Annotated in this window: 12 protein-coding genes and 4 pseudogenes; 14 read left to right on the top strand and 2 right to left on the bottom strand. The window is 64.5% G+C overall.

Going from position 1 to position 15,506, the window contains the following annotated elements; translation table 11 throughout:
* The first annotated feature begins 125 nt into the window (after positions 1-125).
* Positions 126-2,417 (top strand): heavy metal translocating P-type ATPase, encoded by a 2,292-nt coding sequence (locus FOZ70_RS02090; protein ID WP_219704847.1) that lies wholly within the window; start codon positions 126-128, stop codon positions 2,415-2,417.
* Between the two features lie 12 nt (positions 2,418-2,429).
* Here the strand turns inward: FOZ70_RS02090 and FOZ70_RS02085 are convergent.
* Positions 2,430-2,576 (bottom strand): annotated as a pseudogene (locus FOZ70_RS02085) (universal stress protein); the annotation flags it as partial.
* A 299-nt stretch (positions 2,577-2,875) separates the two neighbouring features.
* Here FOZ70_RS02085 and FOZ70_RS02080 point away from each other — a divergent pair.
* Both FOZ70_RS02080 and FOZ70_RS02075 read left to right on the top strand, forming a co-directional pair.
* Positions 2,876-3,796 (top strand): annotated as a pseudogene (locus FOZ70_RS02080) (carboxylesterase family protein); the annotation flags it as partial.
* 54 nt (positions 3,797-3,850) lie between these two features.
* Positions 3,851-3,992 (top strand): annotated as a pseudogene (locus tag FOZ70_RS02075) (IS6 family transposase); the annotation flags it as partial.
* A 183-nt stretch (positions 3,993-4,175) separates the two neighbouring features.
* Here the strand turns inward: FOZ70_RS02075 and FOZ70_RS02070 are convergent.
* Entirely contained in the window at positions 4,176-5,108 is a 933-nt protein-coding gene (locus tag FOZ70_RS02070; protein WP_021158321.1) for a LysR family transcriptional regulator, read from the bottom strand.
* A 302-nt stretch (positions 5,109-5,410) separates the two neighbouring features.
* Between FOZ70_RS02070 and FOZ70_RS02065 the strand changes: the two genes are divergently transcribed.
* The 11 genes and pseudogenes from FOZ70_RS02065 to FOZ70_RS37910 all read left to right on the top strand — a co-directional run.
* A complete protein-coding gene (locus FOZ70_RS02065) occupies positions 5,411-6,325 on the top strand; it encodes a transporter (protein ID WP_059587554.1) in 915 nt (304 codons plus the stop codon).
* A gap of 88 nt (positions 6,326-6,413) precedes the next feature.
* The gene (locus FOZ70_RS02060; protein WP_059648616.1) at positions 6,414-7,574 is read left to right on the top strand and encodes a prolyl oligopeptidase family serine peptidase; all 1,161 of its coding nucleotides are present in this window, start codon (positions 6,414-6,416) and stop codon (positions 7,572-7,574) included.
* Positions 7,575-7,605: 31 nt separating this feature from the next.
* Positions 7,606-8,562 (top strand): VOC family protein, encoded by a 957-nt coding sequence (locus FOZ70_RS02055; RefSeq protein WP_021158324.1) that lies wholly within the window; start codon positions 7,606-7,608, stop codon positions 8,560-8,562.
* Between the two features lie 19 nt (positions 8,563-8,581).
* On the top strand, positions 8,582-8,941 hold the full coding sequence (locus FOZ70_RS02050) for a Rieske (2Fe-2S) protein (protein WP_021158325.1): 360 nt from the start codon (positions 8,582-8,584) through the stop codon (positions 8,939-8,941).
* A gap of 35 nt (positions 8,942-8,976) precedes the next feature.
* Complete coding sequence (locus FOZ70_RS02045) at positions 8,977-10,107, top strand: FAD-dependent oxidoreductase (protein ID WP_219704845.1); 1,131 nt, start codon at positions 8,977-8,979, stop codon at positions 10,105-10,107.
* A 15-nt stretch (positions 10,108-10,122) separates the two neighbouring features.
* Positions 10,123-11,325, top strand: a complete 1,203-nt coding sequence (locus FOZ70_RS02040; RefSeq protein ID WP_021158327.1) for an MFS transporter — start codon at positions 10,123-10,125, stop codon at positions 11,323-11,325.
* 2 nt (positions 11,326-11,327) lie between these two features.
* Positions 11,328-12,143, top strand: coding sequence for a cyclase family protein (locus tag FOZ70_RS02035; protein WP_219704844.1), 816 nt, complete (start codon positions 11,328-11,330; stop codon positions 12,141-12,143).
* Positions 12,140-12,736 carry a cupin domain-containing protein gene (locus tag FOZ70_RS02030; protein WP_021158329.1) on the top strand — a complete coding sequence of 199 codons (597 nt, stop codon included), beginning with the start codon at positions 12,140-12,142 and terminating at the stop codon, positions 12,734-12,736. The genes FOZ70_RS02035 and FOZ70_RS02030 overlap by 4 nt, the downstream gene beginning before the upstream one ends.
* The gene (locus tag FOZ70_RS02025) at positions 12,733-13,740 is read left to right on the top strand and encodes a fumarylacetoacetate hydrolase family protein (protein ID WP_059485730.1); all 1,008 of its coding nucleotides are present in this window, start codon (positions 12,733-12,735) and stop codon (positions 13,738-13,740) included. Before FOZ70_RS02030 ends, FOZ70_RS02025 begins: the two co-directional genes overlap by 4 nt.
* Positions 13,737-14,693 (top strand): NAD-dependent epimerase/dehydratase family protein, encoded by a 957-nt coding sequence (locus tag FOZ70_RS02020; RefSeq protein WP_219704843.1) that lies wholly within the window; start codon positions 13,737-13,739, stop codon positions 14,691-14,693. The genes FOZ70_RS02025 and FOZ70_RS02020 overlap by 4 nt, the downstream gene beginning before the upstream one ends.
* A gap of 55 nt (positions 14,694-14,748) precedes the next feature.
* Positions 14,749-14,829: pseudogene (locus FOZ70_RS37910) on the top strand (plasmid pRiA4b ORF-3 family protein); the annotation flags it as partial.
* Positions 14,830-15,506 lie beyond the last annotated feature (677 nt).

Here is a 15,506-nt window from a genome sequence, read left to right as displayed (position 1 = left end):
GACGCACGCCGTCCTGACCCATGTCAATGCTCGAAGCACGGCGCTTCCTAGACTGATGCCACGCCGTCCGCAACCGGAGCCGGATGCGGCGAACACCACCATGCACGACGATCGGAGCAATGGTCATGTCCCGAGTCCCCTGGTCGATCGATCTCGTGTTGCTGATTCTGGCGGCCGCCACGCTCGCCGGCGGCGGCGTATGCGTGGCGTTCGGCCAGCCGTCGCTCGCGCGATTCGCGTGGCTGCTGGGGACGCTGCCGGTCCTGCTCGCATTGACGGTCTCGCTGGTCAAGGCCGTGATGAGGCGACAGGCCGGCATCGACGTGCTCGCGTGGCTCGCGATCGCGCTGGCGGTCGTGCTCGACGAAACGCTTGCGGCGGCCGTGATTGCGTTGATGCTGGCGAGCGGGCGGACGCTGGAGCGGTATGCGCAGGACCGCGCGCAACGCGAGATGAGCGCACTGCTCGGCCGCGCTCCCCGGCAGGCGACTCGTTTCGAGAATGGCGAATGGCGCTCGGTTGCGCCGGACACCCTTGTCCCCGGCGACAGGCTGCTGGTGCGGAGCGGCGAGTTCGTGCCCGTCGACGGCACATTGACCGGCGACGCGGAACTGGACGAGTCCATGCTGACGGGCGAATCGTCCACCCTGCGACGCCGTTCCGGGGAAAACGCATGCAGCGGCGTGGTCAACGCCGGCGCGCCGTTCGAAATGGTTGCCCGCGCGACGGCGGGCGACAGCACGTTTGCCGCCATCGTTCGCATGGTCGAGCGTGCGCAACGCGAGCGCAGTCCGTCCGTGCGTCTCGCGGATCGCTACGCAGCGTTCTTCGTGCTCGCATCGCTGCTCGTCGCGGGTATCGCGTGGCTGTTGACCGGCGACGTCGCACGTGCGCTTGCCGTGCTCGTCGTGGCCTCGCCGTGTCCGTTGATCCTCGCCGTGCCGGTCGCCATCGTATCCGGCATGTCGCGTTGTTCGAAACGCGGCATTCTGGTCAAGGGCGGAGGTGCGCTGGAGCGTCTTGCGCAAGCGACAATTCTGTTCTTCGACAAGACCGGGACGCTGACGGGAGGACGGGCGCGTATCGTTGCGATCGAATGCGGCGCGGACGTCGCAGCGGACGATGTGCTGCGTTTTGCAGCGTCATTGGCCCAAGCATCGGGCCATATCATCTCGGACGCGCTGACGGTCGCGGCGCGTGAACGTCGCATCGATCTGTCGCTGCCGTCGGCCGTCATCGAAACAGCCGGCGAAGGCGTGACGGGCCAGGTCGACAACCGGACCGTTGCAATCGGCAAGTTCGAATACGTGTCTGCGTGCGCGTCGATTGCGCCGTGGAGCGACGCGTTCCTGGCGCGAGTCGTCAGCGAGGGCGGGGCTGCGGTATTCGTCGGCGTGGATGGCGTCATGATCGGCGCGATTCAAATGGCCGACCAGGTGCGGCTGGAAACACCACGGGCATTGCGGTTGCTCAAACGTGAAGGCGTCGAGCGTCTCGTCATGCTGACCGGCGATCGGCACGACATTGCCGAGGCCGTCGGCGAACTGCTGGGCGTCACCGATGTACGCGCGGAGCAGACGCCGGCGGACAAGCTTGCCGCCATCCAGGCTGCCCGGCAGGAGGGCGTGACGATCATGGTCGGCGACGGTGTGAACGACGCACCGGCGCTGGCCGCGGCCGACGTCGGCATCGCGATGGGTGCGCGGGGAGCGGCCGCGTCATCCGAAGCAGCCGACGTGGTCTTGCTGGTCGATCGGCTGGATCGACTCGTGGATGCGATGCGTATCGCACGTCGATCGCGCCGGATCGCGCTCGAGAGCGTGGTGATCGGCATGTCGTTGTCGGTCGTCGCGATGACGATCGCGGCGGCGGGATTCCTGCCGCCGATTGCCGGTGCGGTGATTCAGGAAGTCGTCGACGTCGTCGTCATCGTCAATGCGCTACGCGTGTTGCTGGTGCGCACGAGGCCCACGGGAGCCAGGCTGGCCGATATCGACGTCGAGCAACTCAGGCGCGAGCACACGGCATTGTTGCCGTTGCTGGACCAGATCAGGGATTTCGCGGATCGCTTGCCGACACTGTGCGGGGGCGCCATCGCTGGCGAACTGGCTGGCATCATCGATGCGCTCGACCAACGGCTGCTGCCGCACGAACGCGCCGACGATCTGGAGGTCTACGCGCGTCTTGCACCGCTGCTCGGCGGCGAAGATCCACTGGCGGCCATGAGCGGCGCACACCGGGAGATCTTCAGGATGATCCGATCGCTCCGGCAGACGGTCGCCGACCTGCCGCGCGACGGAACGAACGCCATGCAGGTGCAGGCGATACAGCGCTTGCTGTACGGGCTCGAAGCGATCGTGCGCCTGCATTGCGCCCAGGAGGAGGAGCTGTTCCACGCCGTGGGTGCGGATGCGTGACGACGAAGCGCGTCACGCACGCGACGCATGGACGAGCAGGACCGGCGTCTTCGTGATGCGCGCCACGCGCCCGGCCACGCTGCCGACGAGCCAGCCCGTCACGCCTCGCCGCCCGTGAGTGCCCATGACGATCATGTCCGCATTCCATTCGAGTGCGTCGATGCCGGGTGCCGGGCAAGAAGGCGGCTCGATCGCGATATGCCAGTTCCAGTTCGTCGACCAACCGGAGACGATCGCTCGCATGCCGCTCGCGCGCATGGCCGCTGCCGCGTCGACATGAGTCAGACGGGGGACGGCCGGACGGCAGCAGCCGCACGCGCCGACTCAGCACGGCCTCGGTCTGCGGCCATTTCGTCGCCGGGAAATGTCTGCGCCGGATCGTGATTCTTCGGGTAACTACCAGTGTGGCCTAGCTGTTCTGTTCTAGCGACGCTCACGGGTCTTGACTTGCGGGCCAATCGGCCGGTGCGTGGTACACGAGGATGCTCATGGGGATGAAGGAAACGGCCGGTCTCGCGCGCTCCGCTGCCGTACTCAGCTTGCCCGGCCTCCCGCCTCTCCTGCCCGAGGAGGCGCATCGGATCGCATCGGACTTTTGCGCACTCGCTGAATTTCACGACCCCGCTGTCGATCTGCGAAATGCGCCGGTACAGGTGCTGCTGGATTTGCAAGCGAGGCTGCTCGCGTCGCGCGCGGGCTTCGGCACAGTACCGGTGGGCTTCATGCCCGTCGCGGTCGATCGCGTCGCGGCGGATCCCGTGACGCAGTCGTTGCGGTTTGCGCCAAAGCCCGTGATGATCGGTTGGACGCGCCACGAAACCGGCAGCTTCTTCGCGAGCAACCCGGCAGCCGTGGATGCGACGCGAAGCATGGTCGAGCGCGTATTCCACGCTGAATTGGGCGAGGCTGGGACGCGCCATTACGAGCGTGTCATGCAGCAGCGTCCGGGAAGCACGCCCTACGCGGCATTGGTCGAACTGACGTCGTATGCAATCTTCAAGCGACCCGCAATCGAGGCAGCAGGTTCGCTGGCGAAAGCCGGCAGCGATGTCTACGGCTACCAATTCGACATCGCGTCTCGCCAGCCGCATGTGGGCGCTGGCCATTGTTTCGAGTTGCCCTTCGCTTTCGGCAATTTCGACGACTGGACCGACGCACCCATGCTGGCCGGGACAAGCCGTGCTTTCGCGAACGATCTCTCCGGCATGATGCGGTCCTATCTGATGAATTTCATCGAGACGGGAGACCCGAATGGTGACGATCTGCCCGCATGGACCCGTTGCGGACCCGATCGTATCGGTGCGATGCACTTTGCCGAATGGGTATCGTGCTATACGGAACGTCCGGGGTTCTCAGCACCGGAGACGCTGTCACGTTAGCGGAGTAGGTTCACGAGGGGCACAGGCACTGTCACGTTAGCAAGGTATGACGGAATGAAGACGACATCGCTCTATCGTGGACATCGATTTCCGGCGGCCATCATCAGCCTGGCCGTGCCGCTGGCATTTTTGCTTCCCGCTTAGCCTGCGCGACATCGAAGAACTGCTGTTCGAGCGCGGCGTCGTGGTCAGCTACTCGTATCGTACCCACGGAGAAAATGGTTGACTCGCTCGGCAATACGCAAGTCGTCTTTGTGTGGACATCCCTGGTTTTGACCCATTGGAACGAAGTCGCAGCGAGTGGGCGACTTCACGGAACGGCATCGGCCTCATAGCGCCATGCGCGCGTAGTGGTGCCGAGAAAGTACCTCTTGAGGCCTTATGTCTTGCGAGCATCATGGCGCCCTTCGTCCATCTTCGCGACCGCCTCTTTCAGCAGCCCGCGCAACCAGGTGAGTCCGGGGTCCGAGGTCCGATGCTTGTGCCATTGCATCGCCTGCTCCAGCGTCGGAACCGGCACCGGCGCCTCGCGCAGCACGATGGGCAGGCTGCGTGCGGCCTCTTCGGCGAGCCGTCGGTGCATGGTGGCGATCCGGTTCGTGCCGACCAGCAGATGGGCCGGCGACACGAAGCTGTACGTGCTCGCCTCGACGCGCCTCACGACGCCGAGCCGCTGCATGAACCAGTCTTCGAGCGTCGTCTGTGCGTCGCCGACCTGCACGATGACGTGCCCGGCCGCCATGTAGCGCTCGTTCGTCATCTCGCCCTGCGAGAGGGGGCTGTGGTTCCACACCACACAGCAGTAGGTTTCCTCCAGCAGCACCTCGGCCGGATGCTCGGTCGAGCAATACTCCTTGGGGATGATCAGCAGATCCGCTTCGCCGCGTTCAAGCACGCGGTGGGGATAAGCGACTTGCGGACGTAGCTCGAATCGGATGCCGGGTGCTTCCTTGTAAGCGAGCGCGAACAGGTGCGGCATGAGCGTCGTCATCGTGTAGTCCGAGACGAACAGGCGGAACAACCGATTCGCTTGCGCTGGCACGAATTCGGGATGGGCAGCCACCGTCGCGTCGACGCGCACGAGAATGTCGCGCACGGCGTCTTTGAGCGCCTCGGCGCGGGGCGTCGGTTCCATCTTGCGGCCGACCTGCACCAGCAGTTCGTCGTTGAAGTAGTCGCGCAACCGCGAAAGCGCGTTGCTCATCGCCGACTGGCTCAGATGGATCTTTTCGGCCGCCCGGCTGATGTTCTGTTCGCTCAGGAGCGCGTCGAGCGCAACGAGCAAATTGAGGTCGAGCTTGTTGAACCGCATGTGTGCTGTCTCCGTTGTCCTCTTCGCTGCCGCGTGACCGCCGGATGCACTATCAGGGTTTAACCTGAAAGTATTGACGCCGTCGATATCGGCAATGGATCGAATCCATTTTTGGGATACATCGGCCTATCTTAACCTAGCGCTATCTCGACGCGACGGCTGCCGACGCATCGCATCGGGAGGCCAGCGTCAGGGCATTTCAGGTCGAACGTACCGCTGTACCTCGGCCGTGTGCACCGCGCTTTCCACTATTAAAAGAGATGACCGGAGGTGCAAACGCGCCCCGAGCAGGAGGAGACAGCATGTCCACGAAACTGATCGCAGCCGTTGTCGGTTGCGCCGTGTTGGCGACCGGTTCGATGAAGGAAGCGCAGGCATTCGAAGGCGGGATTTCACCGTATCCGGCCGGAGCGGTGGGGACGAACATCGCCAACCTGCCACCGATTCCGGGCTTGTTCGCACTCGAACAGTTCAACTACAGCTTTGCGAACGGCCTCTACGGCAACGACGGCAAGAAACTGCCGATTCCGTTCCATACGTCGGTGTTCTCGGAAACCACGCGCCTGCTGGCGGCGTATCCGTTCCACCTGCTCGGCGCAAACGTCTATACGCAGTTGGTCATTCCCGTTGTGTCCTTGCACAGCACGGTGTTCGGGCAGTCGGGCACACAGAACGGCCTCTCCAACATCACGCTGACGCCTGTGTTGCTGCAATGGAATCTCTCGCCGAACCTGGCGATCGCGTCGGGCATCGACGTTGCGTTCGAGACGGGTTCCTATAGCCCAGTCAAGTCGAGCGTCGCGGTGGGGTACACCTCGGTGCAGCCGGTGATCTCGATTCGCTACAACGTTCCCAACGGAATCGACGTCGCACTCGCGAACCGCTTCCTACTCAACCTGAAGAACGGCGCGACGGACTACAGCTCGGGCGACGGTTACGTCGCCGAGTTCAACGCCGGCTGGAACTTCGGCCCATGGAAGCTCGGCGTCGTCGGCGCGTACCTGAACCAGTTCAGCGACGACAAGGCCGGCGGCGTGCGCGTGGGCAATCGCATGCGCACTTTCGGCATCGGCCCGTCGGTCGTGTACGACGCCAGAAGCTGGAACGTCAACCTCAATTATCAGCAAGGCATTTATGCCGCCAACACGGCCAAGAGCAGCAGTGTCTGGCTGAACATCGCCATCCCGTTGTGGGCAGGCTTCGGGCGCAAGGGCTGAGCATCGTCTCGCGTGCCGGACAGCGCGCGAGAACCCGGCCGTCAGCACCGTCATCGAGCAATACGCAATTTCAATCGAGGCAATCAGCATGTTCCGATACTTTCCTACCAACTATGTCTGGAATCTGTCCGTCAATCTCGCCATCGAAATGGGTGCGCGCATCGGCGAAATCGAGGACATGTGCGGTCCGCTCCAGGAAGCGGCCAGGCAGCCGGACGCGGACGGCACACGTGCGTTTCGCGAAGCGTGGGTCGACAAGGCCGATCGTCTTTGCGATCTCGCGCGGGACGACGAGGCCCTGGGGCGGCTGCTGTCGGCGGGCGAGAAATACAAGCGTGCCGCGATCTACCTGATCACGGCCGAGCGCATGCTCGCGCACGATGCCCCGGGGCGCCTCGAGCTGTACCACCGCTCGCTCGATACGTTCGACAAGGGCATCGTGCTCGCCGGCGACAACTGCGAGCGCGTCGCGATTCCGTACGGCGACACTCATCTTTCCGGACTCCTTGTGAAAGCGAAGAGCGCCGATGCGCGCAGTCCACTGCTCGTGCAGGTCAACGGGCTCGATTCGACCAAGGAAATGAAGTACTTCGTGGGCTTGCCGGCATGGCTGGCCGCGCGCGGCGTATCGTCGTTGATTGTCGACCAGCCCGGTACCGGCGAAGCGTTGCGGCTGCACGGCCTGAATGCCGTGTACAACTCGGAGGTCTGGGCGAGCAAGATCGTCGACTGGCTCGAAAGCCGAGGCGACGTCGATCCGAAGCGGATCGGCATGGAAGGCGTGTCGCTCGGCGGCTACTACTGCCCGCGCGCAGTCGCTTTCGAGCCGCGCTTCGCTTGCGGTGTGGTGTGGGGCGCCAACCACGACTGGCGCGACGTCCAGAAAAAGCGCCTGCAGCGCGAAGGCAACTTCCCGGTGCCGCACTACTGGAAGCACGTCTGCTGGGTCTGGGGCGCGAAGGATATCGACGACTTCATGCGCATCGCCGAAGACGTGCATCTCGACGGCGTGCTCGATCGCATCAAGGTGCCGTTCCTCGTCACGCATGGCTCGCAGGATTCGCAGATTCCGGTCGCCTGGGCGCACCGCACCTACGAGCAACTCGTGAACAGCCCCAAGCGAGAACTCAAGATCTTCACCGAGCGTGAAGGCGGCGTTCAGCATTCGAGCTTCGACAACTCGATCAACGCGGGGCACTTCATCGCCGACTGGATCGCCGAAACGCTCGGCGGACGCACCTCGCTCTGACTCATTCACCCATCTCAAGCACGCACATCTCATGAACATCATCGGACCCGATACGCTGGTTTTCGGCGTGGACGACGTCGCCGCCTGCAGCCAATATCTGCTTGACTACGGGCTGCTGCCGGTGCGCAGCGACGACACCGGCGGCCGTTTCGAGGCACTCGACGGAACGGGCATCGACATCGCGCGCCGCGACGATCCGGCGTTGCCGCCTGCGCTCGGCACGGCAAGCATGCTGCGCAAGACGATTTACGGCGTCGCCGATGCCGCGACGCTCGATGCCATCGCGGCGGAGCTGCGCCGCGACCGCGAAGTGAACACACTCGCCGATGGATCGATCGAATCGCTCGACGACATGGGCTTCGCGATCGGCTTCCAGGTCACCACGCGCCGTTCGCTCGTGTTGCCCGCCGAGCCCGTGAATGCGCCGGGCGCGCCTGCACAGCGCGCGCCGAACGTCGTGGCGGTGAGCGAAGATGCCTTGCTGACTCCGCGCACGCTATCGCACGTCGTCTACTTCGTGCCGGATGCCGCGAAGGCCGAAGCGTTCTATGTGGAGCGTCTGGGCTTTCGCTGTACCGACCGATTCACGGGCGTCGGGCCGTTCCTGCAGCCGGCCGGCACGCTCGACCATCACACGCTGTTCATGATTCAGACGCCGCCGTTCATGAAGGGGTGCGAGCATTTCACGTTCCACATGGGCGGACCGACCGAGGTTCTGCAGGCGGGTACGCGTTTCGTCGCGAAGGGCTACCAGTCGTTCTGGGGGCCGGGGCGCCATCGCTTCGGCTCGAACTGGTTCTGGTATTTCAACAGCCCGCTCGGCTGTCACGTCGAGTACGACGCCGACATGGATCTGCACGACGATGCGTGGAACGCGCGCGAGGCGCCGATGGGCGCCGACGCATCGCAACTGTTCCTGTTCCAGCATCGCGAGAAGTGGGCGCCGGGCGGTCCTCCTGCGGGGGCAGCGGTGGCGAAGTCGGATTGACGGCGAGAATCGTTCTGCCATGTCCGAGACATACCCCGACCGTATTCCTCTCGCAAGCGTCGACGATCTGCCCGATCCCGGTGCACGTGGTTTCGATCCCGGCGGGCAGGGGCACGACACGCTTTTCGTCGTGCGGCACGGCACGCAGGTTTGTGCGTATCGCGACGCGTGCCCGCACTTTTTCGGTGAAACGCAGATGGCCTGGCGCAAGGACGCTTACCTGAACGGCGACGGCACCCGCATCGTCTGCCACGCGCACGGCGCGCAGTTCGACATCGCAAGCGGCGAGTGCGTACTCGGCCCGTGCCTCGGCCAGCGGCTCACGCCCGTCGAGATCGACGTGACGGACGACGGCACCATCGTGCTGATTGCGACATGACACACCCACATCAGACATAACAAGGAGACATCCAGATGGCAGCCCCTCTTCAACACGTCCTCGTCATCGGCGGCGGTTTTTCCGGCATGGCGACGGCAATCCAGTGCGCGAAGCTCGGCCTCACCGTCGACCTCGTCGAGATCGACCCGGGCTGGCGCTCGTACGGTGCCGGCATCAGCATCGGCGGCCCCACGCTGCGCGCGCTACGCACGATCGGCGTGCTCGATGCCTTCTTCGATCGCGGCCACGGCGGCGACGGCGTGAATCTGTTTACCGCCGGCGGCCAGCCCATCGGCACGCTGCCGACTCCGCGAGTGGCCGGCGAGGACGTTCCTGGCGGCGGCGCAATCATGCGCCCGGTGCTGGCCGATATTCTCGCCAAGGCTACACGTGCCGCGGGCGTGCGCGTGCAGCTCGGCTGTACCTTCTCGCGGATCGAGCCGCGCGGCGAACAGGTGGACGTGATGTTCACGAACGGCACGCACGGTACCTACGACCTCGTGGTCGGAGCGGACGGACTCTACTCGAAAGTGCGCGGCGTTGCATTTCCCGATGCGCCGAAGCCTCGCTATACGGGCCAGGGCGTATGGCGCGCCGTGGTGCCGCGACCGGCGGAGATCGCTTGCGCGACGATGTGGCTGGGGCCCCGGATCAAGGCGGGCGTCAATCCGGTTTCCCGGGACGAAATGTACGTCTTCGTCACCGAGGACAGGCCGACCAACGACTACATCGATCCTGCCGAATGGCCGCGCATGCTGTCCGAGTTGCTCGCATCGTTCGACGTGCCGCTGATCCAGTCCATCCGCGCCCAGATCGGCACCGAATCACGCGTCAACTATCGTCCGCTGGAAAGCCTGCTGCTGCCGACGCCCTGGTTCAGCGGGCGGGTGGTGCTCGTCGGCGACGCGGTGCACGCCACCACGCCCCATATGGCGGCGGGCGCGGGTATCGGCATCGAGGATGCGATCGTGCTGGCCGAAGAGCTGGGGGGCGGCGTGACGGTGGACGCTGCGTTGCACGCATTTCAGGCGCGCCGCTGGGAGCGCTGCCGCATGGTGGTGGAAAACTCGGGGCGCCTCGGCGAGATCGAAATCGTCGGCGGCGACCGAGACGAACACCGACGCATCATGCACGAGACGCACATGAATCTCGCGCGCCCGATCTGACGCAGGGGAGGCACGATGGAAACGAACCTTTCCCCCTCGACGCCGGCGCGTGTCGACCTGTCGGCATCGACCGACACGGTGCGGCTTGGCACGTTCGGCACCGTTGCTTTGATGATCGCGCATTGCGCCGGCATGGTCGATCTGGTGGCCTTGCCGGTCTGGGTCGGCACGTTGATCGGTGCGTATCGGCTCGATCCACAGCGGGCGGGTCTGCTCCCCACGCTGTTTCTGGCCGGTGCCGTGCTGAGCAGCGTCTATTTCTCTCCGCGCTTGAATCGGCTACCGGCGCGCGTGATGTCGACCGTCGGCTTCGGCATCGCGGCGGGCGCGTTTCTCGGCATCACATCCGTGCCGGTTGATCGTTATCTGATGATGGCGGCCCTGCATGCCGTCGCGGGCGTCGCCGTCGGATGCGGCCTGAGCTTCACGCACGGCACCGTCGGGCGCAGCCGCAATCCGCATCGTCTGTTCGCGATCGCCGGCCTCGCGCTCGGTGTTTTCGCGATCGCGTTTCTCGGTGCCGTGCCGGGACTGGTCGCAACGCACGGCGGTCCGACGCTGTTTCGCGTTTTTGCGGGCGTGATGGGCGTCGCCACGCTCGCATGCGCGCTCGCGTTTCCGTCGATTCAGGCGCGCCGCAACGCGGCGACCGGCGACGAGCCTCGTTTCGAGCGTGTCGTCTGGTTCGGCATGGCGGGCGTCGGCTGCATGGCGCTGACGCAGTCGATGCTGTTCAGCTTTGTTCAGCGTATCGGCCTCGATCGCGGATTCGGTTTGAGTGCCGTGATCGCGACGCTGATCGCGCTCGGCTTCGTCAACCTGTTTCCCGCTCCCGTCGCGGGGCTGCTCGAAACGCGCGTGCCGGGCCGCAAGGTCGTGCAGGCCGGCCCCGTCGTACAGGCCGTGCTCGCGCTGGTCATCACGCAAAGCGCGGCGTTCGCGCCGTACGCGGCGGCCACCTCGGTCTTTGCCGCCGTGATGATCTTCACCCACACCTTCGCGTTCGGCATGCTCGCGCGCATCGACCGCACCGGCCGCGCCGTTGCCGCGACGCCGGCCATGCTGATGACGGGCGCCGCCATCGGGCCGGTGCTCGGCGGCACGCTCGTCAAGGTGTCCGGCTACGGCAGCCTCGGGATCGCCGCAGTGCTGATCGCTGCCGCTGCGGCGATCTGCTTCTCGCGGCTCGACCGCCGTCCCCCATCCCCAGGAGTCTGAACATGAAACCCGTCCGACGGTTTGTCGATCTGTCCATCTATCTCGAGAACGACGTTCTCTCCGATCCGCCGCCGCTCGCGCCCAGGATCAGCTACCAGAAGCACGGCGACACGCTGCCCGAATTCATGGCGATGCTGCCGGGGACCAAACCCGAGGACTATCCCGACGGTGAAGCCGCCGCCGCGGAGTGGGTCACGTTGACGACCCACAGTGGCACCCATCTCGACGCGCCCTGGCATTTCCATTCGACGATGGATGCGAGCCTGGGCGAAGCCCGGCCGTCTATCACGATCGATCAGGTGCCGCTGGAATGGTGCTTCCAGCCGGGCGTGAAGCTCGATTTCCGGCACTTTCCGGACGGCTACGTCGCGACGGCCGCCGACGTCGAGGCCGAACTCGCGCGCATCGGCCATGCACTGCAGCCGCTCGATATCGTCGTCGTGAACACGCGGGCCGGATCGCGCTACGGGCACGACGACTACGTCAACGTGGGCTGCGGCATGGGCTACGAAGCGACCATGTACCTGTTGGAGCGTGGCGTGCGCTTGACCGGCACCGATGCATGGAGCTGGGATGCCCCGTTCTCCCATACCGCGAAGAAGATCGCGGAGACGGGCGATACGTCGCTGATCTGGGAAGGGCACAAGGCGGGGCGCGATATCGGCTATTGCCATCTGGAGAAGCTGCACAACCTCACGTCCTTGCCGCCGACCGGCTTCACGATCAGTTGCTTCCCGCACAAGATTCGCGGTGCGTCGGCAGGGTGGACGCGTGCCGTCGCGATTTTCGACGACACCGACATGGAGGCGGCAGCATGAACTTTCCAGTGATTCGGCGCGTGGTGACCGGACACGATGCCGACGGCCGCGCCGTCGTCGCATCCGACGGTCCTCTGCCTACCGTGGTGGAAATCGCCGCGATTCCCGGCACCGTATTCCACGAAGTGTGGAGCACATCATCGAGCCCCGCCAGGGTGGACAACGGTGCCGATCCCACGCTTGACGCGCTCATGCTGCCGCCGCCGAAGCACGGCACCCGTATGCGCTTCGTCGACATTCCGCCCGACACGCCGGAGTTTCTCGCGCACGGGGCGGTGAAAATGCACCACGCATTCAGCCAGATCGGCGACGCCGCAGCGTCGACGGTGAAAGCCGGGTCGCCGCATCCGCTGATGCATCGCACCGAGTCGATCGACTACGGCGTGGTGATCGAAGGCGAAATGACCTTGATCCTCGACGATGCAGAAGTCGCCCTGGCGCCGGGCAGCGTGGTGATTCAGCGCGGAACCAATCATGCCTGGGCGAATCGCTCGGGCCGTCCATGCCGGATGCTGTTCGTTCTGATCGACGGCGCCTACGATCCGGCGATTGCCGCCGTGCTCGATACGCCGGCACACGGAGGCGCGCGATGAAATTCGCCACCTTGCCCGACGGTGGCGCCGATGGCCGCTTGCTGCTCGTGTCGCGCGACCTGCGCCATGCCGTCGAGGCCGCGCCGATCGCCACGACGCTGCTTGATGTGCTTGAGCGCTGGGACGCGCTCGCGCCCGGCTTGCAGGCGCGTTACGACGCATTGAACGCCGGCAGCGTGCCGGAGGCGCGTCCGTTCCATCCGGCCGCCTGCGCCGCGCCCTTGCCGCGCAGTCCGCAGTGGTGCGATGGCTCGGCGTTTCTGAATCACGGCCGCCTGATGGAGCAGGCGTTCAATACTCCGCCGATTCCCGAGTTCGATACGGTGCCGGTCATGTATCAGGGCGCCAGCGACGACTTCCTCGGCCCGGCCAGCGACGTGCCTTTTCCTGACGAGGCCGACTGCATCGATTTCGAAGGCGAATTCGGTGTGGTGGTGGGGCACGTGCCGATGGGCGTATCGGCCGCCGGCGCGCTGCACTGCATCCGTCTGATCGTACAGCTCAACGACTGGAGCCTGCGTGCGTTCGGTCCGCGCGAAATGAAAACGGGCTTTGGTTTCCTGCAGGCCAAGCCCTCTACGAGCTTTGCTCCGGTCGCCGTCACACCTGACGAACTCGGCGAGCACTGGCGCGACGGCCGTGTGCATCTGAGCCTGCACGTCGAATGGAACGACCACTGGTTCGGTCATCCGCATGGACGCGAGATGAACTTCGGCTTTGGTGAACTGATCGCGCATGCGGCCCGGACGCGCCGCCTGTCGGCGGGGACGATCGTCGGGTCAGGGACGGTGTCGAATGCCGATCGCGGCGCGGGCTCGGCGTGCCTCGCCGAGCGCCGCGTGATCGAAATGATCGACAAAGGGGGCGCACGCACGCGGTTCATGCGCTTTGGCGACCGGATCAGGATGACGGCGCGCGATGACGCCGGCAACGCCCCATTCGGCACGATCGACCAGCGGGTTGTGCGTGCGTCATGCGCCGACGACGGGGAGGCCCGGCCATGAGAGTGCTGGTGACCGGGGCGGGCGGATTTGTCGGAACGGCATTGGTCGAACGGCTGCTGCACGACGGCATCGTGGAGCCTGGCGACGTGTCGGAATTGCTGTTGGTCGACCGGCAAGCGGGATGGCCGTACGACGATGCCCGAATCACGGCGCTGGTCGGCGATTTCAGCAGCCTGGAGATTCTCGATCCGCAGTTGTCGAAACCCGTCGACGTCGTCTTTCATCTGGCGAGCATGCCCGGCTCGCAGGCGGAGGCCGAACCGGCCGAGGGTGACCGGGTGAATCTGTCGGGCATGCTGGCGCTGTTCGACCGCCTGGCGAAGCAGGCGACGGAGCAGGGGAGTGCGGCGCGCGTCGTCTATGCCAGCAGCGTTGCGGCGCTGGGCGAGTCGTTACCCCCTGCCGTGGACGAGCACACCGTGCCGCGCCCGACCATGAGTTACGGCGTGCACAAGCTGGTGGGCGAGCTGATCCTTGCCGACTGGACGCGCCGCGGCAAGCTGGATGGTCGTGCGTTACGCCTGCCGGGCATCGTGGCTCGTCCGGCGCTGTCCGCCGGACATGGATCCGCGTTCATGAGTCAGATCTTCCGCGCGGCGCAGCGCGGCCAGTCCTATACGTGTCCCGTTTCGCCTTCGGCCACCGTATGGTGGATGTCGCGCAGATGCTGCGTCGATAACCTGCTGCACGCCGCACGCCTGTCCGCAGAGGGTTTGCACGCGGGCCGAGTCTGGACGCCCCCGGTGCTGCATCTGTCGGTTCAAGAGATCGTCGATGCGTTGGTCCGGCGCTTCGGCTCGTTCGACGTCGATTACGCTCCGGTGGAACGGATCGAGCGGCTTTTCGGACGACAACCGCCACTGACTGACCGCCGTGCCATCGAGGCGGGATTTCAGCACGACGGTACGATCGATGCGCTTGTCACGCGCGCGCTTGAGTTAGAGCCCAGTTGAGTTGAGCGGGCGCAGCGCGGTCACATCGGGAATCGTCGTGCGAACACGCTTACGCTTCGAAGCCGAACTGTTCAATCTGCGCGCTGCCAATGCCACGCTGCTTCGCACGGCTTCCAATCGTTGGGGAAATCGATAACTCACGCCGTCAAGACGGTATCGGCTGTAAGCTTACGAGTCATCGTCGGTAGCTCGCCGAGATCCGACAGTTCATTACAGTAGCGAAACCATTCGTCGCGACACGAATCCGTCCTTCCCGGATATCGTTAGGATTCGATTTTACATAATGCTGATGATCAATTTTTTTGATGTGGCGGCTTAAGGTCATCCAGAACGTCGCGGACGGCAAAAAAGTCATGCTGATTCCATGATGGCCGTGCCGCGGCCGTCGGCATCGAATTTGATTCGATAATCCGTGCGATTTTCGATCATCGCGAAATATTCGTGAAACTCGGTGTTAATGCGTAGCCTGTGGTGTTTACCGCAGGCATGCATCCGCTATCCGCCTGACGTCATTTTTCCATGACAGGGAACGCGGGTTCCCGGAAAGATGCATCGGGTCGGTCGATTATTCTGGATTTCGTGTTCGATCGATGCGATTGCTTCGAAAAATCGCTTGAAAATCGAGAACAGTTCATCCGCTGATCGAGCAATTTGACTGCGGCAAATTGTTGCATTGTTCGAATTCCCGCTTCACCCGATCGGCCGCAGCGTTCGTTACTGCGCGGTTCCCGGCATTTGTCATGGCGATAGTTCGCGCGATCGCAATAACGAATGCAATCGTGAATGCATGGTTCGCATGCGGCAAAGTTTTAG

The organism is Burkholderia sp. COPS, assembly GCF_019425585.1.
GTDB classification, from domain to species: Bacteria; Pseudomonadota; Gammaproteobacteria; order Burkholderiales; family Burkholderiaceae; genus Burkholderia; species Burkholderia cepacia.
The sequence above is the reverse complement of the archived record's forward strand: the minus strand, read 5'-3'. Positions and strand labels throughout refer to the sequence as shown.